The organism is Parapedobacter pyrenivorans (assembly GCF_014636865.1).
In the GTDB taxonomy this organism is placed as follows: Bacteria; Bacteroidota; Bacteroidia; order Sphingobacteriales; family Sphingobacteriaceae; genus Parapedobacter; species Parapedobacter pyrenivorans.
Window position 1 is genome coordinate 352513 of the sequence record NZ_BMER01000004.1, and the last position, 23130, is coordinate 375642.

At 47.0% G+C, this 23130-nt stretch carries 17 protein-coding genes; 8 read left to right on the forward strand and 9 right to left on the reverse strand.

Annotated elements, in window-relative coordinates:
* Nucleotides 1-69 precede the first annotated feature (69 nt).
* Nucleotides 70-468 (reverse strand): dihydroneopterin aldolase, encoded by a 399-nt coding sequence (gene folB / locus IEV98_RS18570; protein WP_188507527.1) that lies wholly within the window; start codon nucleotides 466-468, stop codon nucleotides 70-72.
* A gap of 118 nt (nucleotides 469-586) precedes the next feature.
* Between folB and IEV98_RS18575 the strand changes: the two genes are divergently transcribed.
* Together IEV98_RS18575 and IEV98_RS18580 are read left to right on the forward strand one after the other, a co-directional pair.
* Nucleotides 587-1771 carry an acyl-CoA dehydrogenase family protein gene (locus tag IEV98_RS18575; protein WP_229738841.1) on the forward strand — a complete coding sequence of 395 codons (1185 nt, stop codon included), beginning with the start codon at nucleotides 587-589 and terminating at the stop codon, nucleotides 1769-1771.
* 155 nt (nucleotides 1772-1926) lie between these two features.
* Complete coding sequence (locus IEV98_RS18580) at nucleotides 1927-2595, forward strand: 3-keto-disaccharide hydrolase (protein WP_229738842.1); 669 nt, start codon at nucleotides 1927-1929, stop codon at nucleotides 2593-2595.
* 112 nt (nucleotides 2596-2707) lie between these two features.
* On the opposite strand, the gene asnB is transcribed toward IEV98_RS18580, so the two are convergent.
* On the reverse strand, nucleotides 2708-4408 hold the full coding sequence (gene asnB, locus IEV98_RS18585; RefSeq protein WP_188507530.1) for an asparagine synthase B: 1701 nt from the start codon (nucleotides 4406-4408) through the stop codon (nucleotides 2708-2710).
* A gap of 417 nt (nucleotides 4409-4825) precedes the next feature.
* Here asnB and purN point away from each other — a divergent pair, with 417 nt between their 5' ends.
* The 3 genes from purN to IEV98_RS18600 all read left to right on the forward strand — a co-directional run bounded on the left by purN (nucleotide 4826) and on the right by IEV98_RS18600 (nucleotide 7883).
* Nucleotides 4826-5398, forward strand: a complete 573-nt coding sequence (gene purN, locus IEV98_RS18590; protein WP_188507531.1) for a phosphoribosylglycinamide formyltransferase — start codon at nucleotides 4826-4828, stop codon at nucleotides 5396-5398.
* Between the two features lie 63 nt (nucleotides 5399-5461).
* Nucleotides 5462-6988, forward strand: a complete 1527-nt coding sequence (purH, locus tag IEV98_RS18595; RefSeq protein ID WP_188507532.1) for a bifunctional phosphoribosylaminoimidazolecarboxamide formyltransferase/IMP cyclohydrolase — start codon at nucleotides 5462-5464, stop codon at nucleotides 6986-6988.
* Between the two features lie 16 nt (nucleotides 6989-7004).
* Nucleotides 7005-7883, forward strand: a complete 879-nt coding sequence (locus IEV98_RS18600) for a DUF72 domain-containing protein (protein WP_188507533.1) — start codon at nucleotides 7005-7007, stop codon at nucleotides 7881-7883.
* Nucleotides 7884-7909: 26 nt separating this feature from the next.
* On the opposite strand, the gene IEV98_RS18605 is transcribed toward IEV98_RS18600, so the two are convergent.
* The 4 genes from IEV98_RS18605 to IEV98_RS18620 all read right to left on the reverse strand — a co-directional run bounded on the left by IEV98_RS18605 (nucleotide 7910) and on the right by IEV98_RS18620 (nucleotide 14842).
* Entirely contained in the window at nucleotides 7910-9181 is a 1272-nt protein-coding gene (locus IEV98_RS18605) for an efflux RND transporter periplasmic adaptor subunit (RefSeq protein ID WP_188507534.1), read from the reverse strand.
* Between the two features lie 6 nt (nucleotides 9182-9187).
* Nucleotides 9188-13489 (reverse strand): CusA/CzcA family heavy metal efflux RND transporter, encoded by a 4302-nt coding sequence (locus IEV98_RS18610; protein ID WP_229738843.1) that lies wholly within the window; start codon nucleotides 13487-13489, stop codon nucleotides 9188-9190.
* Between the two features lie 224 nt (nucleotides 13490-13713).
* Nucleotides 13714-14043: a DUF6660 family protein gene (locus tag IEV98_RS18615; RefSeq protein ID WP_307726867.1), complete on the reverse strand. Its 330-nt coding sequence runs from the start codon at nucleotides 14041-14043 to the stop codon at nucleotides 13714-13716.
* A 55-nt stretch (nucleotides 14044-14098) separates the two neighbouring features.
* Nucleotides 14099-14842: an RluA family pseudouridine synthase gene (locus IEV98_RS18620; RefSeq protein ID WP_188507537.1), complete on the reverse strand. Its 744-nt coding sequence runs from the start codon at nucleotides 14840-14842 to the stop codon at nucleotides 14099-14101.
* A gap of 207 nt (nucleotides 14843-15049) precedes the next feature.
* On the opposite strand from IEV98_RS18620, the gene IEV98_RS18625 reads away from it, so the two are divergent.
* Nucleotides 15050-16837 (forward strand): ABC transporter ATP-binding protein, encoded by a 1788-nt coding sequence (locus IEV98_RS18625; protein WP_188507538.1) that lies wholly within the window; start codon nucleotides 15050-15052, stop codon nucleotides 16835-16837.
* A 37-nt stretch (nucleotides 16838-16874) separates the two neighbouring features.
* Nucleotides 16875-20429 (forward strand): chromosome segregation protein SMC, encoded by a 3555-nt coding sequence (gene smc / locus IEV98_RS18630; RefSeq protein ID WP_188507539.1) that lies wholly within the window; start codon nucleotides 16875-16877, stop codon nucleotides 20427-20429.
* A gap of 19 nt (nucleotides 20430-20448) precedes the next feature.
* Here the strand turns inward: smc and IEV98_RS18635 are convergent, their stop codons facing one another.
* Together IEV98_RS18635 and IEV98_RS18640 are read right to left on the reverse strand one after the other, a co-directional pair.
* The gene (locus IEV98_RS18635; protein ID WP_188507540.1) at nucleotides 20449-21411 is read right to left on the reverse strand and encodes a GlxA family transcriptional regulator; all 963 of its coding nucleotides are present in this window, start codon (nucleotides 21409-21411) and stop codon (nucleotides 20449-20451) included.
* Nucleotides 21412-21464: 53 nt separating this feature from the next.
* Nucleotides 21465-21914: a hypothetical protein gene (locus tag IEV98_RS18640; RefSeq protein WP_188507541.1), complete on the reverse strand. Its 450-nt coding sequence runs from the start codon at nucleotides 21912-21914 to the stop codon at nucleotides 21465-21467.
* A 279-nt stretch (nucleotides 21915-22193) separates the two neighbouring features.
* Between IEV98_RS18640 and IEV98_RS18645 the strand changes: the two genes are divergently transcribed.
* Nucleotides 22194-22319: a 30S ribosomal protein THX gene (locus IEV98_RS18645; protein WP_188507542.1), complete on the forward strand. Its 126-nt coding sequence runs from the start codon at nucleotides 22194-22196 to the stop codon at nucleotides 22317-22319.
* A 4-nt stretch (nucleotides 22320-22323) separates the two neighbouring features.
* Here the strand turns inward: IEV98_RS18645 and rlmB are convergent, their stop codons facing one another.
* A complete protein-coding gene (rlmB, locus tag IEV98_RS18650; RefSeq protein WP_188507543.1) occupies nucleotides 22324-23100 on the reverse strand; it encodes a 23S rRNA (guanosine(2251)-2'-O)-methyltransferase RlmB in 777 nt (258 codons plus the stop codon).
* Nucleotides 23101-23130: the final 30 nt, after the last annotated feature.

Consider the following 23130-nt stretch of genomic DNA (forward strand, 5'->3'; position numbering starts at 1 on the left):
AACGGGAGAAAAATTTGTTTTAATGACTTTTTGTCACCTAAACAATGGGTTAACAAGACATTTTGTCGCTTATGCGCCGAGACGGCCTGACGCAGTGTCTTCAGATAGCTTCCACACCAGCGCTACATTCGCTTTCGCGTGATCGGCTCCAAATGGTGGGTTGTTTTTACAGATATTAACTTCAATTTCGTCTACAAATGGGAACTCAGCCAACACGCGATCGAGCATGGTTTCGGTCACGGTTTCCAGCAATTTTCTGGGACACTGCATTTCCTCTTTGGCAATACCATAAAGTGTTTCATAGTTGACGGTACCGGACAGGTCTTCTTCAGCTTTTCCCCGCTTATAAAACGCAACGTGGATCGATACTATAAACTCATTACCAAGCACCTGCTCTTCCGGATAGTAGCCATGAAATGCATAAAACCGTAGATCGGTAAGCGTTATGTGTTGGCGGATCGTTCTCATTTCGCAAACCTAAAGGAAATCGGCTAGCTTTGCAACTGTGTATTGAAGGCTGTCGATAAAATAAGGAGCACATTGTTTATTCATTAAACCAACTTTTATCCATATACTTGTACATCAAATGCGAGCTATGAGCCAATACCGTGCACCCGACTATTACCTGTTGGATGAACTGATCAGTGACGAACATCTGCTTATCCGCGATAGCGTAAGACAATGGGTCAACAAGGAACTGGTTCCCATCATTGAGGATTATGCTCAGCGTGCGGAATTTCCCCGCCACCTGCTTTCCGGCATGGCCCAGCTTGGACTCTTTGGCCCTACGATACCCGAAGAATATGGCGGCGGCGGGCTGGACTACTTGGCTTACGGCATCATGATGCAGGAACTTGAACGGGGTGATTCAGGCATCCGCTCTACCGCATCCGTACAGGGATCGTTAGTGATGTACCCAATATATGCATACGGTAGCGAGGAACAAAAACGCAATTACCTGCCGAAACTTGCAGGCGGCGAATTGATGGGATGCTTTGGCCTCACCGAAGCCAACCACGGCTCCAACCCGGCCGGAATGACCACCCGCTTTGAAGACGATGGGGATTCTGTGCGATTGAATGGTTCAAAAATGTGGATATCCAACGCACCATTTGCCGATATCGCTGTTGTATGGGCGAGGAACCCGGAGGGAAAGGTTCAGGGGCTGATCGTAGAGCGCGGCATGGATGGATTCAGCACACCGGAAACGCACAATAAGTGGAGCCTTCGGGCGTCGGCCACCGGTGAGCTGGTCTTTGACAACGTACGTGTACCTAAGACCCATATCCTGCCCGATGTCTCCGGCATGCGCGGGCCGCTCAGTTGCCTCAACCAAGCCCGTTATGGAATCGCTTGGGGAGCTTTGGGGGCTGCGATGGATTGCTACGATACGGCCCTGCGTTATGCCAAAGAACGCGAACAATTCGGCAAGCCAATTGCCGGCTTCCAATTGCAACAGAAGAAACTGGCCGAAATGCTCACCGAAATCACTAAAGGGCAATTGCTCGTGTGGCGGCTTGCGATGCTTAAAAACGAAGATCGAGCTACTCCGGCACAGATTTCTATGGCCAAGCGCAACAGCGTAGCGACAGCATTGGAAATCGTGCGTGAAGCCCGGCAAATACTCGGCGGAATGGGTATCACCGGTGAGTATCCCATTATGCGGCATATGATGAATCTCGAATCTGTGGTGACTTATGAAGGTACGCACGACATCCACTTGTTAATCACTGGAATGGATATCACAGGAATCAATGCGTTCGTTGGGTGAGCGAAGCGCGGACAATTGGATTGAATAAGGGTGTGACAACCACGTTAAGTGAAAATTATCGTTTAAATTTTTTTATATTTATGACTACTAAATCGTTTATTTCGGCCGGAATAGCAACATTGTTGGTGTTCCCGGCCTTAGCGCAACAAAACAAAATGAAACCAGAGGAAACCGAAGTGTGGGAGCCAGAGCCGCGAATGGTGACTACCGCCACCGACAAGGCCCCATCGGATGCCATCGTATTGTTTGATGGTACATCAACTGATCAATGGGTAAGCGGAAAGGATGGCTCCTCCCCCGCTGAATGGGTAGTGGCAGACGGTGCGCTTACCGTGGTTAGTGGCAAAGGCGAAATCCGGACTAAAGGGGAATTTTCTGACTACCAACTGCATGTAGAATGGAAAAGTCCCACGGAAATCGTGGGTGAAGGACAAGGTCGGGGAAATAGTGGCATTTTCATGCAGGGCTTATACGAGGTGCAGGTTTTGGATAGTTATAACAACCGCACCTATTCGAATGGCCAAGCGGCAAGTCTCTATAAGCAGCGCATACCGCTGGTGAATGCGACAAAGCCCCCCGGCGAATGGCAGACCTATGATATCATTTGGACGGCTCCACGATTTAACGCAGATGGCATGCTGATCAGCAAAGCGCGTGTTACCGTCATCCATAACGGAGTACTCGTACAGAACAATGTAGAACTGGATGGGCCGACCGAATATATCGGGATACCCAAATACAAGGCACATGGTCCCGGCCCAATTGTCTTGCAGGATCATGGAAACCCCGTAAGCTTCCGTAATATCTGGATAAGGCCGCTTTAATAGTTAGTTGTATTAGCATGGCTGGCAAACATACAGGCCGGATATCCTGAAGATATCCGGCCTGTATGTTTGTTGTTAGATCCAGCCAAATGCTTACGATCATATAGCTACGCTACTGTATGCTAACTTCTTCTTTATTTTTTTCCTTCTCATAACTTTCAACGTGTACAGCAGCTACTGCACGGCCGGAAGGATCGTTCAGGTTCTGGAATGACGCATCCCATGCCAATGCTTCGGGTGTGCTGCAGGCCACCGACTTCACAGACGGCACAGTCAACGCTGCTGCTGCCGAAGGAAAATGCTCGGTAAAAATAGACCGATAGAGGTACTCCTCTTTGTTCTGCGGCGGATTGATAGGGAACCGCTCTGCGGCAGCGGCCAACTCGCCATCACTAACGCGCTGCGCGGCCTGTTCTTTTAGGGTATCTATCCAGCTGTAGCCCACGCCATCCGAGAACTGCTCTTTTTGCCGCCAAGCGATACTTTCAGGCAGAAAGTCTTCGAAAGCTTTACGGACCACCCATTTCTCCATGCGGCCTTCCCGGATCATTTTATCTTCGGGATTCAAGCGCATGGCAATATCCATAAACTCCTTGTCGAGGAAAGGCACACGGCCCTCTACACCCCATGCTGCCAGCGATTTGTTGGCACGCAAGCAATCGTACAGATGCAATTTGCTCAGTTTCCGAACGGTCTCCTCATGGAATTCCTTTGCATTAGGCGCTTTGTGAAAGTACAAGTACCCTCCGAATAGCTCATCGGAACCCTCACCGGAGAGAACCATCTTAATGCCCATCGATTTGATCACCCGAGCAAGCAGATACATCGGTGTAGAGGCACGGATGGTGGTAACGTCGTAGGTTTCCAAATGATAAATCACATCGCGGATGGCATCCAAACCTTCCTGAATGGTGAAATTAATTTCGTGGTGTATCGTACCGATATGATCGGCGGCTTTCTTCGCGGCTGTTAAATCCGGCGATCCCTTTAATCCTACCGCAAACGAATGCAGGCGCGGATACCACGCTTTTTCCTGGTCATTGGATTCGATGCGACGGGAGGCGAATTTTTTGGTGACGGCCGCGATAACAGACGAATCCAGCCCGCCGGAAAGCAATACGCCATAAGGCACGTCAGACATCAACTGGCGGTGTACCGCATCTTCCAGTCCCTTACGCAGGGCATCGATATCCGTTACATTGTCTCTGACATTCGTATAGGATTCCCAATCACGGGTATACCATTTGCGGGGCTCATTGCCTTCTTTGCTATAAAGGTAATGTCCCGGAGGAAAGGTCTCAATACGGCTGCAATACCCTTCCAATGCTTTCAACTCGGAGGCAACATAGAGCGTTCCCCGATCATCCCAGCCAATATAAAGTGGTATAATCCCCATGTGATCACGGGCAATCAGATAAGCATCTTTTTCAACATCATACAATGCGAAGGCAAAAATGCCATTCAGATCTTCAATGAAATCGGCCCCTTTCTGAGCATATAGGGCCAATATCACCTCGCTATCGCATTGTGTGGAAAACTCGTAATCGGAAAGCTGGTTTCGCAATTGCTGGTGATTATAAATCTCGCCATTCACGGCAAGCACGATATTACGATTCGAGCTGTAAAGGGGTTGCTGGCCAGACTTAGGGTCGACAATTGCTAAACGTTCATGCGCCAATATCGCCCGTTCGGAACTATATATCCCCGACCAATCCGGACCGCGATGCCGAATTTTCTTCGACATCTTCAACACCTGGGGGCGCAATTCCTCTGACCTCATTTTCAGGTCAAAAGCACCAATGATTCCACACATAGATAATCCTATTAAATGTTAGTTATCGCTATTAGCTTACAAAGTAACGAATAAAAAAATTGACATTCGCAACATTTTATGTATTTATCAATCATTTTTTCAAAGAAATGACATTTTTCGAGAAATTATATCAATAAAAGCTCCATTAGACTGTCACAATTCTAATAAAAAGATTTCCGAATGAAGCGGTGCTATCGTGGGAAAGCGTATAGATCGTATCGTATTTTTACAGGAAGATGTCTAGTGTCTTTTGGTCAGCTGCTACATAAAAGCTATTTTCGCGCCCCAAAGATAATACATTTAAGGAAATTAGATAAAATTCATCCAAACTTTGATGTCGGTGGTTGGCTAAAGACCGAAAAATTTGTAAGTTTGGGTGCAATCGTCAGAAAGCACATCATCAATCCATCAAAAAACGTGAAGAAACGAATCGCTATTTTTGCTTCGGGCTCTGGATCGAATGCTCAAAAAATTATGGAATACTTTAAGTACAATGACCAGATCGAAGTGGCCCTTGTATTAAGTAATAACCCAGACGCTTACGTGCTGCAACGTGCCGACAATTTTGAGGTACCTACGCATATATTTGACAAGCATGCTTTTTACAAAACCGATGAAGTTGTCGATGTGTTGGACAGACTTCATATTGATCTGGTAGTATTAGCTGGCTTTCTATGGTTAATTCCCCAGAATCTATTGCGCAAATACCCTAATAAAATCATCAATATCCACCCCGCTTTGCTTCCGGCCTACGGTGGCAAAGGGATGTATGGCGACCGCGTACATCAGGCCATTTTGGATGCAGGTGATGAAGAGTCTGGCATTACCATCCATTTCGTAAACGAACATTTTGACGAGGGAGAAGTTATTTATCAAGCACGGTTCCATATCCAACCTGACGACAGCCTGGAAGTCATCAAGTTTAAGGGGCAACAATTGGAGCATCTTCATTACCCGAAAATTATTGAAAATCTACTCAAAAAGATATAGCGAGGCTGGAACGGGGATTTTTTTTATCTTTGCTGCTTATAAAACAAAAGCGCTAAATAGCAAATGAGCCATCCCGTAAAAATAAAAAATGCATTGGTCTCTGTATATTACAAAGACGGCCTCGCTCCATTGATCAATCTGTTAAACAAGCATGGTGTCACGTTCTACTCTACAGGCGGCACGGAAACATTTATCCGCGAACTCGGACACGAGGTGATACCAGTAGAAGACCTTACTGGTTACCCCTCAATATTAGGCGGACGGGTCAAAACCTTACACCCCAAAGTGTTTGGAGGCATCCTATCCCGCAGGCCTTTGGCGGCCGACAAGCAACAGCTCGACGAATACGAAATACCTGAAATCGATTTGGTAATCGTAGACCTCTACCCATTTGAAGAAACGGTGGCCTCTGGAGCATCCGACCAAGAAATCATCGAGAAAATCGATATCGGTGGGATTTCCCTGATCCGCGCTGCAGCGAAAAATTATAATGACGTGGTCATTATCGCCTCCAAAAACGACTACCAGCACCTTGAAGACATCCTAGCCGAAAACGAAGGCTATACTTTTGCGGAACACCGCAAGGAATTTGCCAAGCGGGCATTCAATGTATCTTCCCATTACGATTCGGCGATTTTTAATTATTTCAATCGGGAAGAACCGTTGCAAGTATTTAAACAAAGCGAACAGCGTGCACAAGTACTGCGATATGGCGAAAACCCGCATCAGAAAGGCGTTTTTTACGGTGATTTGGAAGCATTATTCGATAAGCTGAATGGCAAGGAACTTTCTTACAATAACCTCGTTGACGTGGACGCCGCGGTAGCGCTAATCGACGAGTTCAACGACCCAACGTTTGCCGTCCTGAAACACACCAATGCTTGCGGCATAGCCACGCGCGCCGACTTATTGACGGCATGGCAAGATGCCCTTGCGTGTGACCCCGTTTCGGCCTTCGGCGGTGTGCTTATCTGCAACGGGCAGATCGACGAAGCTACAGCGGCGGAAATCAACAAACTTTTCTTCGAAGTGCTTATCGCCCCCGACTATACCGACGATGCGCTGCGCACCCTCACCAGTAAGAAAAACCGGATATTGCTAAAAAGAAAGCCCACCCAATTACCCCATAAGCACTTTAAAACCCTATTGAACGGTGTTATTGAGCAGGATAAGGATGCGGTCATCGAAGGGGCGGCACAAATGAAAACGGTAACGGACAAGGAACCTACCGACAGGGAATTGACCGACCTCTCCTTTGCCAATAAGATTGTAAAGCATACCAAATCAAATGCGATCGTATTGGTTAAGGACGGACAGCTGTCTGCCAGCGGCGTGGGGCAGACTTCGCGAGTCGATGCCCTGAAACAGGCCATCGAAAAGGCGAAGACCTTTGGTTTCGATCTAAATGGCGCTGTTATGGCATCAGATGCCTTTTTCCCTTTTCCGGATTGTGTGGAAATAGCGGCTGAAGCAGGTATTACAGCGATCAGCCAGCCGGGTGGTTCCATCCGCGATCCGGAATCTGTAGCGATGGCGAACAAAAAGGGCGTGGCCATGGTTATTACTGGAATACGTCATTTTAAGCACTAGTACTTAACTTGAAAAAATGAAATTCGGAAGCGTTGAACATCCGGAAGCGGTAGATTTTACCCTTCCTCCTACCCATCCAGACACCCTGGCTTTATTGAAAAAACATAAGCCGGCGAGCCAATTGGAGGTATACGTAGGATGTGCCAAGTGGAATAAGCAGGATCTCAAAGGGTTCTATCCACGGGGCACTAAGGATGAGCTGACTTACTACGCTACGCAATTCAACAGTATTGAACTGAATGGTACATTTTACAACGCTCCCGATAAGCAGCAGGTAGAGACCTGGAAAGCCAAAACACCGGCTGATTTCAAGTTTTTTCCAAAGGTTCCGCAGTCCATCAGCCACTATGGTCGCCTGTTGAATGTAGATGAGAAGATGACAGCTTTCTGTGATGCCATCACCTTCTTTGAAGAAAAGCTGGGCGTTAGTTTCCTCCAACTGCACGATAACTTTAAACCCAAAGACTTTGATCGATTGGCTGCCTTCGTGGAGAAATTTGCAAAATCCGTGCCGCTGGCACTGGAAGTGCGGAATGCAGAATGGTTTGCTGATGCAGCCACGAGTGAGCAATTATATCAGCTGTTGGAAAACGCAAAAGCTGCAAATGTACTCGTAGATACGGCTGGGCGACGGGATATGTTGCACATGCGGCTTACTACCCCCACCGCTTTTATACGCTATGTGGGTGCAAACCATCCCACAGACAAAAACAGGCTGAATGATTGGGTAGATCGAATCAGGGAATGGAGGGATGCCGGTTTGCAATCCCTCTATTTTTTCGTGCATCAAAATATCGAGGTTGAATCCCCACTCCTCTCCACTTATTTCATAAGCCAGCTCAACAAGGCACTCGACCTTGATGTCCGTGGCCCCGACGGCAGGCTATTTGATTAAAACCCAATGCCTCGATTACGACACCCTTAGTGAGCGTGAGCGTGCTCTCCCGATTCACTCATTTTTGCATTAATGAAAAATGCGCCTTTAGTAACCACTTTTGCGTCATCGGGTACCGTTTTCACTGCCGTTATCGCGGTATAACCCATGTAAGAAACGCCTTTGGCCACTTCGATTTTTTCAAAGCTAACGGATTCGTTATGATGTTGATCTTCAACCGCTTCATGGTCGTGGTCTGTTTCGTCATGTGTTGCCTGCGCTGTCTTATCCACATGAACAAAAATGTAAAACTTACCGTCAGCTTCTACAATCGCATCGTCCATCACCGTCGGGGTCGAGACATTTTCAAGGTTTACCATTGCCGTCACATTCATACCGTCAATCAATCCGCTTTTGTCGCCCTGTATCATGCTATGTACAGCGACGGTTTTGCTCTCATTCTGGAAAGACGAGCCGATATTATAGACTTTCGCCGAATAATTTACAGCCGGATTGTTCGTAATTGTAAATGTAATGAGCTGCCCCACCTTAATTTTGGGAAGATCCTGTTCGAATACCTGTAAATCCAAATGCAACTGGCTATTATCCACAATTTCCGCTATCGGGGAAGACACATCTACATAGCTGCCTATTTTAGCGAAAACATTACTGATTGTGCCGCTTAGTGGACTTGCAATGACTAGTATATTCTTTAAGCTACTGCTATTGATGGAGGACGGACTGATGCCCATCAGCTCGATTTGCTGTTGCAAGGAGGCCTTTCTTGCACTCAAAATCGCCAGGTTTGACGTCGCATCCTGAAGATTCTTCTTCGCCCCGGCATTCCCTGCGTTTAGTTCCTGCTGCCGGCCCAGCTCCTGCTCAGCGAGGATAAGCTGGCTCCCGACGGTCAAGTATTCTTCCTGCAATTGGACAAATTGCGGATTTTCAATCGTCGCAATCACCTGTCCCTTCCGTACATTATCCCCCAATTCCACATTCAATGTTTTAATCACACCGCCATACAAAGACGTAGCATCCGCACTGTTTCTATTCGGCACCCGCAATGATCCATTGACCTTAATGGTTGCCGTCAGGTTTTTAAGCTCAATATCCCCCAGCATAATCCCGGCAGCTTTTAGCTGCTCGGGGGTCAGTGAAGTAGTCGGTTCGTCGTCATAGCCTTTTTCACCATACGCTTCCGCCGGCTCACCATGATCGTGTCCATCGTCGGGATCATGGGAGTTGCAGCCGATAAAAAGCAGGGCCGCCACTGCTACACCAAGTACGGCTATTGTTTTACTTATGTTTAAGTTCATGACAAATTAATTGTTAATCAGTGAATAGATATCGCTAACAGACTCGTTTACCTGCTGGATACTTTTTAAGTAGTTTAGTCGCGTGTCGGTTGCGGTCTGCACGGCAAACAGGTACTCCACATATGAGATGTCACCCGTTCTATACCCCAATAGCGCCGCTTGTATCAGTTCATCGGCATTGACAAGCGCCTCTTCCTTGAAGTACCGATATTGGGAAAAACGTTGCCCATACTGCCGTATCGCGTTGCTTAAATCGGTTTGCAACTGCTCCCGCTGCCATTGCGCGGCAAGCTCCGCAGATTGCTGCTGATAATCCAACGACCGCACCCTAGCTTTGGTAGCCCCGAATGATATCGGGATGGAAATCCCCACGTCAAAGTAGCTGAAGCGCTTTTCTCTACCGTAAAATTTTTCCATGCCATCTCTACGATGGGGCCCCACCAGCGAAATATTATTATAGCCGAGGGTAAATTCCGGGAGACCTTCCGCACGTTCTACCTTCTTTTGCTGTTCGATAATGCGGGCCTCCTGATAAAGCGCTTGCACCTGAGGATGTTTGGCTGCGAAAGTGCTGTCAAGCACTTGGTCGATGGCCAAAGGCTGATAAGTATCCGTGGTAGCGATGGAGAAATCGTCCGATACCTGGATCAGGTTTTTCAACCGTTCATATGCATTCTTCCTCGCTATTTCATTTTGATCGTACAACAACCTGATCTCCCCCTGCTTAGTCGTTGCCGTACTGATGTCGATCTTTTTTGTATCGCCTGTCCGGTACCTCAACGCTGCGATCTTGATAAAATCGATATAGATGCTATCCAGTTTAGCCAGTACGTCGGCATTGTGCTCCAGGTACTCCAGCTGTTGGTAATAAGTTCTGATTTCTCCCCTTAAATCGTTCTCGGCCAGCAGCTTCAGCCATTCCCTACTATGCACCTGTGCGGTAACCAGGTCTTTCCTTGCGCCAAACACCGTAGGAAACGGAATGGCTTGTGAAATCATCACACCATCATCATAGTCAAATCCTTCGCTATTACCGAATTGGTAGTTGACACCCGTCTGGGGTAGTTCGCCCACTGTTTTGCGCATCGCTTGCGCTGCCTGTATGTCTACTGACTTCGCCTTCATACCCGGATTATTCCGCAAGCCAATTTCAATGGTTTGCTCCATGGTCAGCCGCTGCTGTCCCAGCACCGGCGTAGCACTTCCAACTCCCACGGCAATTGTAATCACGGTTATCTTGGTCATCATTCGTCCGTTAAGATTTATGCTGGCATTTGCGATGATATACAGCAGGGGCAACACAAACAACGTCAGTAATGTCGCGGTCACCAACCCACCAATCACCACTGTGGCCAGCGGCTTCTGCACTTCCGCCCCTGCGCTGGTGCTCAATGCCATCGGTAAAAAGCCGAGCGACGCTACTGTTGCGGTCATCAATACAGGGCGCAACCGGATCAGGGTTCCAGTCTTTACCCGTTCCAGCACATCGGTCATCCCTTCCTTTTGCAATTGGTTGAACTTGCCGATCAGTACAATCCCGTTTAGAACAGCTACGCCAAACAGTGCAATAAAGCCGATTCCGGCACTGATGCTGAATGGCATATCTCTTAGCAACAATGCAAAGACGCCACCAATGGCACTCATCGGAATTGCCGTAAAGATAAGGACGGCCTGCTTAACGGAGTGGAAGGTAAAGTATAAAAGCGTGAAGATGAGCAGCAGCGAAATCGGAACGGCCACCATCAATCGGTTACTGGCTTCCTGAAGGTTTTCAAATTGCCCTCCATATGTGAAGTAGTATCCGGAAGGTAACGCTACATGATCAGCCAGCTGCTGCTTTATATCCTCTACAACACCCTGTACATCCCGACCGGAAATATTAAATCCAATTACGATCCGTCGTTTGCCCCCCTCCCTGCTAATTTGCGCCGGACCAACTTTGTAATCCACATCAGCAATTTGGTATAGTGGTATCTGCGCACCATCCTGGGTCGGCACCATGAGATTACGGACATCATCGATGTTATTTCTGTTGATACTATCCAGCCTAACGACCAGGTCAAAACGCCTTTCATTTTCGTAAACCACGCCGGCACGCTTTCCTGCAAACGCAGTACTTAAGATGTCGTTTACGTCTTTTACATTCAATCCATAATTTGCCATTCGTGCCCTGTCATACTCCACATTGATCTGGGGCAATCCGCTTACCCGTTCTACTTGCGGTGCCGTTGCGCCATCGACGGTCTGAATGACTTTGCTGACCTGGTCGGCATAACTAGCCAGCGTATCCAAATTTTCTCCGAAAATCTTGACTGCCACATCTTGGCGTATACCAGTCATCAATTCATTAAAGCGCATTTGGATCGGTTGGTTCTTTTCAAAGAACACCCCTGGTATCACCTCCAGTTTTTCCATGATGGCGTCACCGAGGTCATTGTATGATCTACCGGAAGTCCATTCATCTTGAGGTTTGAGTATCACCATCAGATCCGTGGCTTCGGGCGGCATCGGGTCGGTCGGCACCTCTGCGGAACCTGTTTTTCCCACCACCATTTTTACCTCATCAAATTCACGGATTAGTCGGGAAGCCTGCATCGAGGTCTCGATGCTTTGACTCAGTGAACTGCCTTGGGGTAGAATACAATGAAACGCAAAATCCCCTTCCTGTAATTGCGGAATAAATTCACCCCCCATGCGATTGAATAGGAATATACTGAATATAAATACGGCAACTGTAGCCGTTAAGACGATGTATTTTACACGGATTGCCTTTTGAAGCAATGGCATGTATATGTTTTGTAATCTGATTACCATCCGGTCACTGAACGTTACCCTGTTGTGTGGTGTTTTTGGCAGGAATAAGGTACACATCATCGGAATATAGGTCATGGATAAGATCAACGCGCCAAGTATGGCAAATCCAACGGTTTTGGCCATCGGCGTAAACATTTTACCTTCCACTCCCACAAGCGTCAGGATCGGAATGTAGACGATCAGTATAATGATTTCACCGAAAGCCGCCGTGGTGCGTATTTTGGATGCTGACTGGAAAACCTCCTGGTCCATCTCGCCCTGTGTCAGCTTATGGGTTGACCTCCGAAGACCCAAATGATGCAGTGTCGCTTCCACCACAATAACCGACCCGTCTACAATCAAACCAAAATCGATGGCACCCAGGCTCATCAGGTTGGCACTGACGCCAAATACGTTCATCATCCCTAATGCAAACAGCAGGGACAATGGAATAGCCGATGCTACAATCAAACCAGCCCTTAGGTTGCCTAGGAAAAATACAAGAACAAAAATAACGATTAGCGCACCCTCAATCAGGTTCTTTTCAACAGTCGTGATGGCTCTTCCCACCAGATCGGTACGGTCCAAATAAGGTTCTATAATCACATCTTGAGGCAGTGACTGCTGGATGGTAGGCAGCTTTTCCTTAATACGATTTACCACCTCATTGCTATTTTCGCCCTTGAGCATCATCACCACGCCCCCTACTGCGTCAACTTCGCCATTAAAAGTAAGTGCACCATAGCGGATTGCACTACCAAAGCGGACATCCGCTAAATCTTTGATGTATATGGCGACCCCGCCGGCAGTCTTGATGGGGATGTTTTTTACATCTTCCAATGATGTCACCAAGCCGATCCACCTAATGAAGTACGCATTGGGCTTCTTATCGATATAGGCGCCGCCCGTATTTTGATTATTGGCTTCAAGGGCGGTATATATTTCCAGTATGCTCACGTCCAAGGCCTTTAAGCGATCGGGATTTATGGCAACCTCATATTGTTTCAATTCCCCTCCGAAACTATTCACTTCAACAATGCCTTGCGTTCCATACAATTGCCTGGCTACGATCCAATCTTGCATGGTGCGCAAATCTTTGGCATCGTATTTAGCTTCGCTTCCAGCTTTGGGATGGATAATGTATTGGTATACCTCCCCCAAACCAGTACTTACGGGTGCCATCTCAGGCGTACCAATTCCGGGAGGAATTGATTCATACGCCTCTTTCAGTTTCTCGTTGATCAATTGCCGAGCAAAATAAATATCTACATGCTCTTTAAAGACTACCGTGATCACTGAAAGTCCAAATCGCGAGATACTCCGTATCTCCTCGATTTCCGGAACGTTGGTTATGGCCTGTTCAATGGGAAAAGTCACTAATTGTTCCACTTCCTGACCCGCTAATGTTGGGCAAGAAGTGAAAATCTGTACCTGATTATTGGTAATATCGGGTACGGCATCGATGGGGAGCCGAGTCGCACTCCATACCCCCCAGATGATTAGGAATAAGGTCATCAAACCGATGATGAACTTATTCCGAATGCTAAATTTTATAATGCTATCTAACACGTCTGTTCTACTTGAATAAGTAATACCTACGGAAACAAAGAACATTTTCCGTTTTAACTGGAAAGGAATAGCTACCTCAAACGGGGATGGCGTTAAGTATGTGGTTAACCCCGTCAAAACGCTTAGCCGTAACCAAAGTCGGTTACAACGGGAGGTGCTTTCCTGCGGTGTTAACTAATGGATTTTGGCGGTTGCCAGATGTTTCCGAGGTAATTGGAAACAAAATAATCATTCCTGATTACGGTTTCTCTTAAAATAGGTTTTGGTATCAAGGTGCCCAATTCCGCCTGATGAAAATGGAATGCAGCTACTGCAATACTACAGCAGGCACACAGGCAAAACGGACTACATCCGTCATCCTTGTCCCTACCGTGGTCGTGGGTCATCTGGTCTGCTGTGCGTGCGGCGCTTTCATCCTGACAGCGATTATCGCCATCTGTACAGGGCATTACGAACAACACCGTCAGCAAAATTGCCAATATCATTGCAAACCATTTCATTGCAAAGCAAAGCTACAAAAAAAATCGTGCAACCCTATTGCAAACAATCAAACGATCAGTCATCAAATTTTTCCAACTGACGGAGAAGCGTGGCAAAATCCTTTGGATATGGCGCCTCAAAATGGAATTCTTCGCCAGCTAATGTGAAACGAAGTTCGCGTGCATGCAGCGCAAACCGTCTCATGATGGGTTGTTCCTCTTGCCCTTTTCCCAACGTAAAACCCCGTTTTTTAATCTGCGAGAGATAAGCAGGTTTACCCTTATAAAGTGAGTCACCAACAATGGCTGCATGCTGGGTTGCCAAGTGGATACGGATTTGGTGCATACGACCTGTTACGGGGCGGCATTCCACCAATGTGTAATGCTTGAAGTAATGCAGTGACCTAAAATACGTTTCCGCACGTTTGCCATTGGCACGATCGATAGTGACATTTTTATTACCAAGGTTGAGAATGGGTAAATCGACCAAGAGGTCTTCGAACACATGTGTGCCTTCGATGACGGCATGATAGGTCTTGGCTACCCGTCGGCGCTCAAATTCAATGGAAACCAACCGATACGTTTCCGGGTTTTTAGCGATAAGTAGCAAACCTGAGGTTTCTTTATCCAATCGGTGGCATACCTGCGCATCCGGATGATATTTCTTTGCCAATCGCAACACGCTGGTTTCCGGCCCCTCCCTTTCGTCCAGAGACGCCAAAAACGGAGGCTTGTTGATCACGATAAGGTCATCGTCTTCATGGATGATCAGCTCCGTAAACTGCGGAAATTTGGCTGCGCGGCCCTCAAGGATTTTCATACCCGCAAAATTAAGCATTACGGGTGACAACGGGAAACCTGGCAATTGTCGGTTTATCCAAATGTCATGTTTTATCCGTTTAGACGAGTGGGCGTACCCAGTTTTTGCGCTGCAGTAACCCACACTGAACCAAAAAGAAGCAAAATTGTCAGTTGAACAGGGCTTGGCCCTTTACTTGGGTAACTGGATTAGCATAATCATATTGCCATGAAATTACTATTGACGTATCTGAGTAATTATAAAGGTCTTATTTTCCTGGCACTTATCCTCGCCGCTATTAACCAAGTGTTTTCGTTGCTTAATCCGTACATCCTCGGAAATCTGATTATCGATCCGTATGCCAATAAAGCCGCTGAATACCGCGCGCAGGATGCCGGGCCGGCCTTCATCAAGGGAATCACCGTTGCATTATTGTTGATTATAGGCGCAGCGATGGTGTCACGTATCGCTAAAGCCTTTCAGGATTACGTGGTCAATGTGGTTATCCAGAAATTTGGCGCCAAAATTTATACAGACGGCCTTCGTCATGCGCTCCGTCTCCCCTATCAGGATTTCGAGGATCAACGGAGCGGCGAAACGCTTTCCGTCTTGCAGAAAGTGCGTGCTGATTGCGAAAAATTCATTACCAACTTTGTAAATGTACTCTTTGCAACGCTGGTGGGTATTGTGTTTGTCACGATTGTTGCGTTTCAGCTCAGTCCCGCATTACCGGTCATTTATCTGATAGGTGCCGTGACCTTGGCCTTCCTAACGAGTTTCCTGAGCCGTAAGATCAAATTCATCCAGAAAAACATCGTTAAAGACACGAATGCCCTCTCAGGTTCGACCACCGAATCGCTGCGCAATATCGAATTGGTGAAGAGCCTTGGCCTTACCCAACAGGAAATAGGCAGGCTCAATACGACTACCATGAAGATCCTGAAGCTGGAGCTAAGAAAAGTAAAGAGTATCCGTTCGATTAGTTTTGTACAGGGCACGTTCGTCAATTTTCTACAGCAGTGTATCATGTTTGCTTTATTGTTTTTTATCTTCAAGGATCAGATTACCGTAGGGCAAATGATGATGATGCAATTTTACTCCTTCTTTATTTTTGGCCCACTGCAAGAGCTGGGTAACGTTATTTTATCGTACCGCGAGGCAGAAGCTTCTTTGGATAACCTTCAGGAACTCTTGAATCGTAAAGTGGAATACCAACCCGCCAATCCGGAAAAAATCGATGCCATTGCCAGCCTCCGGTTTGAGCACGTCCGCTTTCAGCACCAATCTGCCACAAGGCCCGCATTAGAAGATATCTCCTTTGAAGTAAAGCGAGGAGAAACCATTGCCTTTGTAGGGCCATCAGGTTCGGGCAAGACCACGTTAGTAAAATTGCTGGTGGGTCTTTATCACCCGAGTGAAGGTCGTATTTTTTATAACGATCATGGGGATGACCGTATTGAATTTGACGAATTACGCCACCAGATCGGTTTTGTCACCCAGGATACCCAATTGTTTTCGGGTACGATCAAGGAAAACCTCTTGTTCGTAAATCCCGCAGCCACCGATGACATGATTGAGGATGTCCTGCAAAAGGCCGCCAGCCAAAATATCCTGGCTCGTGCGGACCAGGGGCTGGATACGGTCATTGGAGAAGGTGGCCTAAAACTATCGGGGGGTGAACGTCAACGACTTTCCATTGCCCGTTCCTTACTCCGGCATCCACATTTAATGATTTTTGATGAGGCCACGTCTGCACTCGATTCCATTACTGAAGATGAGATATCCACTACGATACGGCAAATAACAGCTGAACGCCGGCACATCACCGTGATGATCGCACATCGTCTATCAACCATTATGTATGCCGATAAGATATTTGTACTTGAAAAAGGAAGGATTATTGAAACCGGAAACCACGCGGCGTTATTGGAGCTAAAAGGATTGTATTACGCGATGTGGCGGCAACAGATCGGCGAGCGCAAAGAAGTAATACAAAAACTCATTCCAATTTCCTAAATTCGCAACAGAATTACGAAAGGGACCATTGGCATAGATGCAACTAACCAAACTCGAAATAAAGGGTTTCAAAAGTTTTGGTGACAAGATTACCATCCATTTCAACGAAGGTGTTACCGCCATCGTAGGTCCCAATGGTTGCGGTAAATCCAATGTGGTGGATGCCATCCGCTGGGTGCTGGGTGAACAAAGTACGCGCATGCTCCGCTCTGAAAAGATGGAAAACATCATCTTCAACGGTACGAAAAGCCGCAAGGCTGCAAATCTTGCCGAAGTATCGTTGTCATTTGACAATACAAAGAACATTCTGCCTACGGAATTCTCACAAGTAACTATCACGCGCAAACTATACCGTAGCGGGGAAAGCGAATACCGGCTCAACGATGTGAAGTGCCGTCTCAAAGATATTACAGACCTCTTTCTGGATACCGGCATCGGGTCCGATTCCTATTCCATCATCGAGCTGAAAATGATCGATGAGATTATCAATAATAAAGAGAACTCGCGGCGCAACCTCTTTGAGGAGGCCTCTGGCATCTCGAAATATAAAGTTCGCAAAAAGCAGACGCTCAACAAGCTAAAAGATACCGAAAGTGATTTAGCCCGCGTAGACGACCTGCTCTTCGAAATCGAGAAAAATCTTAAAACGCTGGAAAATCAAGCCAAAAAGGCCGAACGGTATTATAGCCTCAAAGCGCATTACAAAACGCTCAGTTTGGCCTTGGCTAAATACCGCATTACGCATTTCAGTGAGTCGCTTGCTGCATTGGATGCCCTGGAACTGGTACAACGCACCGAACAGACGCGTATCAGTACCGAAGTGGCAAAATTGGAAGCCCTGCTTCAGCAACTCAAACAGGAAAGCCTAGCCAAGGAGAAGAATCTGGCCATCCAGCAACGCGCCGCCAACGAACACGTGGCTAAGATAAGGGCCTACGAGAGTGACAAAAAGGTCAAAAATGAGCGGCTTAAGAACCTCCAGGATAAAGACGCACGCCTAAGCAATGAATTGGCTCAGGATCGGCAGCAACTCAACCATGTATTGTACAACATCAAACGACTCCATGAAGAACACCTCGAAGAGCAAAGTAAGCTGGATCAGATCGCCGCAGCACTGGAGTTGCAACGCACGGCTGTAGATGAATTGCGAGGCCAGCAGCAAACGGCAAAAAACAGCGTCGATATCGCTGCGCGCCAACACGGCGACCTACAGGACGAAATCTACAAACTGGAAAAGGAAATCGCCGTACTACGCATCCAATATGATGCACTCGAACAAGAGAGCCTCCGTAACGTAAGCGACGCGGAATCAAAGGCTTCGGAGCTCGACCAGTTCAATACATTGGTGGCCCAATTGGAAGACCAAACGGAATCCCTTACGCAGGCATACGAACTCGCCGTAGAGACGGAAACCGTTTTGCAACAGCAGCTGGAAGATACCGAGACATCGATACAGTCGCTGAGAGACGGACTAGCACGGGATAACCGGCAACTCGATGCCAAGCAAAATGAATACAACCTCACCAAATCACTCGTAGACAATCTCGAAGGTTTCCCCGAATCGATCCGTTTCCTGCGTAAAAGCGCAGGTTGGAAGAAGCAATACCCCTTATTCTCAGACATCCTTTTCTGTCGGGAGGATTTTCGCATTGCCATCGAAAACTACCTGGAGCCGTACATGAACCATTATGTCGTGCAACGACAGGAGGAAGCCGTACAAGCCATCCGGCTACTGAGTGACGCCGCACGTGGACGCGCGAATTTTTTTGTGCTTGATGCCATCGGCAAACTTCCGGAAGCAGTGGGCACGTTATCGGTAGACGGCAGGGTGATCCCAGCACTCGATATCATCAGCGTAGAAGAACAATACCGTCCCTTGTGCCGGATATTGCTGCACAACGTATTCCTGCTTCACGCTGACGACGAGCGTGAGCTGGAAAATGCCTTGCCCCTTGACGGAACTGTACTCCTCCATAAAAGCGGCAAATTCAGCAAAAACCGGCTAGGACTTTCTGGGGGCTCGGTGGGGCTGTTTGAGGGTAAACGCATCGGTCGCGCAAAGAATCTCGAAAACCTATCGAAAGAAATCAAGACCCTCGGTCAATTGATCGCTACGCAGCAAGACGCGTTGGACCAAGCTATGCGAAAAGCAGCCGACCTGAAAAGCAGTTCCAAAAAAACGGATATGGAAGAGTTGGGCCGCCAGCTCAACCGGGTGAGCAATGAATTGGTATCCGTCAAAACCAAACAAGAACAATACCAAGTTTTTATTGCCAACAGCCGGAATCGCAAACAGGACATCGAGCAAAAAATGGCGAGCATCGCAACAACCCTCCATGAAGCTGATCCCAGCCTCGAAACGTTGAAAAAGGAACGGGAAAATCAGTATGCAGCGCTTCAGGACATGCAGCGGGGTTATCAGGATCTTTCAGAAATGCTTACCGATAAATCATCGGCTTTCAACCAGGAAAACATCCGCTTCCATCAACAGCAAAATAAGGTTTCCGGCATCAACAAAGACCTTGAATACCGTGAAAGCCTTCAGGACACCTACGAAAGCCGAATTGCGAAAAACACCAGTGAATTTGAGCAGGTCCAAGCCGATATCAAGGATATCCTGCAGCATGTTGACGATTCGGACGATGATCTGGTCACCATGTACAACCAAAAGGAAGCTTATGAAAAAGGCCTTCAGGAAGTGGAAGAAGATTACTATGCTGCACGTGGAAAAATCAATGAAATCGAGGAGCAAATTACCCGGTTACGCCGGCAGAAAGAACAAGTAGATTTTCTGTTTGATGAACTTCGAGATAAGAAAACCAATTTGAAACTCGATCTCAATGCACTGAAGGAACGGTTGTCTGTAGAATTCTCGATTGATATCAACGAATTGATCGATGCGAATCCGACGGTCCAATCCGAACCACAGGATGACGAGGACACGTTGCGTCAAAAAACCGAAAAGCTGCGCAGGCAGTTGGATGACTATGGCAGCATCAACCCCATGGCCATGGAGGCGTACCAAGAGATGAACGAACGATATACCTTCATTATCAAGGAAAAGCAAGACCTACTGGATGCGAAAAATTCACTCTTGGAGACCATTCAGGAAATCGATGATACCGCCCGCGAAAAGTTCATGGATGCATTCATCCGCGTCCGGGAAAACTTCATCACCGTATTCCGATCATTGTTCAATGAGGAGGATAACTGTGATCTTATCCTGAGCGATCCACACAATCCGCTGGAATCCGATATCGACATCGTGGCTCGCCCGAAGGGCAAACGGCCACTATCCATCAACCAGCTTTCGGGTGGCGAAAAAACGCTGACGTCTACCGCTCTCCTTTTCGCACTTTACTTGCTAAAACCCGCTCCTTTTTGCATTTTTGATGAGGTCGATGCTCCATTGGATGACACGAATATCGATAAATTCAACAACATCATCCGGAAGTTTTCTGACCAATCACAGTTCATCATTGTGTCACACAATAAACGTACAATTGCCAGTACAGATATCATCTATGGCGTAACCATGATAGAGCAGGGTGTCTCGCGGGTGGTAGCCGTGGATATGCGCGAAGTGGCTTAATATGCCGCGCCTGCCAATTTTAATTGTATCTGTTGCTGTAATCCACTGGTGATAAACCCGCAATCCGCTTGAATATATCCCTGAATGCCTTAGGATCGGTATATCCGACATCATACATCACTTCGGAGACGGTTTTGCGACCCGTTTCCAATTGTTTCTTGGCAGCTTCGATCTTTACCCGCTGAATGTATTCTACGACCGTATTGGCCGTGACTTTCTTAAACCTACGTTCAAACGTGCGGCGGCCGACGCCGAATTTATCGGCTATTGCATCAACAGTAAGGCGGTTAGCATAGTTTTTTTCGATATAGTCCTGCACGGCTAACATCAGCGTATCGCCATGGTCTTTTTGTCCTTTAAATACACTGAATGGTAGCTGGCTATTTTTTTCGATATCCAATAGGAAGAACTTAGAGGCGATGATGGCCATCTCCCGGGTGGTATATTTTTCCACGAGATACAGCAGTAGGTTCCAATAAGTGCTTGCGCCGCCACTTGAATAAAGTCCTTTCTGATGGGTGATTACCCGATCGTCTGCAAGTTGAACTTCAGGAAAACGTGCCCGGAATTCATTGGCAAAGAGCCAGTGGGTAGAACAAGACTTTCCGTCAAGCAATCCTGTCGAGGCCAGTAAGAATGCGCCGATACACAAGCTGGCTACTTCGGCCCCTTTCCGGTATTGTTCGACTATCCATGGATAAAATGCAGCATTGCGACTGATAGCGGCATCAATATCCCCGCTAATGGCTGGAATTATAATCAAATCTGCTTTATCGACATCCTTCAAAAGGAAATCGGTATGGATGGATACCAATCCGTCATTCAGCTCGACTTCTCGGGCAAGTCCGACAGTCTTTACATCAAAAAAAGGTCGGTGGCCAGAACTTTTAAAAAAATCATTGACCGCCGTAAACATGTATCGCGGATCTACAACAGCAGCAGGTACAGCCATCTCGGGGACCAGAATTGTTACTTTCTTCATATCACAAAGGTAGCTCAAACAATTGTCGCAATCAACCCGTCACTTTGTCGTTTTTACACACGTCGCTTCCTTGAATTTATTGTAAAACTAATCTTGGCCATCCGTCTGCTCAGCCAAGCCTGAAGCGGGCTAAATTTATCCCAAAGCCGTCTATTAGGGTCTATTCCTTGTTCTCCGCAATCAATTATTTCACATGAGCGCAAAAAACGTCTATATAAACCAAATGGAAAAATAATTATACATAAACTACTGTATTTAAGCAAACAATATTCAAAATAGAGATGCCCCCATATCTCCACGGTGAACGAGGTATCGGCAATAGCCAACGTCCTATTATAAGTCGTTTCGTAATCCGCTTTAATCCGACTCACCAATGCTCGTGTCGCCGCTTTTGGCTGCGAGGCTAACAAGCGCCTGAGAGCAGGATCATTCACAATCCCTACGAGGCCTTCTTCCATACGTACCCTGACAGGAACCCCATAAAGCACATATTGTTTTTCCATCGTCCGCTAAGATAAATGATAATTGCCAGTTGTTCTGGGGTTATTGTAACTTGCCCACAATCGATGTCGGAGGGTTACAATATAGAATAAATAGATTAGGTAGTAGCTATAACATATTGATTTAATGATATTAATAATTGATTATTAACCTATAGTTAATGCAAATGAAGCACTCATTGAGTCACTCTTTTTATATTTTTAAAAACTATTTCCTTCAATAGCGGTTGTGTTTAACAAAAACCTCATTTCGCCATGGCTTAACCAGATAAACTAATCAGTATGGGAAAAGGAGATAAGAAAACCAAACGCGGTAAAATCGTGAAAGGAACCTACGGCAGAAGAAGGCAAAGTGCCAAGAAACGGAAAAAGAAATCGGCAGCGGCCGTTGGGCGCAATTCGGAATAACTTCCTAGATAGCCAACCGTTGTCTTACGGCTTCGTAAAGCACAACACCTGCTGATACGGAAACGTTGAGCGATGCGATCGATCCGGTCATCGGTATCTTGGCCAAATGATCAGCGATCCGGATAAGTTCGTCGGAGATGCCGTATTCCTCGGAGCCGAGCACCAACGCTGTCGGCACCGTGTAATCCAATTGATACAAGTTTTCTGCTGTTTTTTCGGTACAGGCCACCAATTGGATTCCTGAATCCTGCAGGAATCGGACGGTTTTAACCAGACTATCTTCCCGACAAACGTTAATCTTAAACAACGCTCCTGCCGAAGTCTTTATGGCATCGGGATTGATTTCGGCGGATCCTTTTTTTGGAAGGATGAGTGCATGTACACCGGCGCACTCGGCGGTACGTGCAATAGCACCCAGGTTACGCACATCCGTAACCCCGTCTAGGATGAGCAAAAGGGGCACTTCCCCCCTTTCATAGATCGCAGGCACCAAATCTTCGGTCCGCTGGTAAGTGATGGGTGATATAACCGCGATGACCCCTTGATGGTTTTTGCGGGTCATGCGGTTGAGTTTCTCAATGGGCACTTGTTGATAAGTGATGCCATGCCGGCGCAACACCTCCTTTAATTCCAGGAACAGCGCACCACCCAACCCACGCTGGACAAACAAAGACTCTATTTCCTTGCCGCTGTCAATGGCTTCGAGAACGGCCCGTATACCAAAGACATGTTGGTTGGTTTCTCGTTTTTCATGGCCTCCCCGCCACTGTTGCTGTTGCATACCGTACGATTTTGTGCGCGAAGTTACACA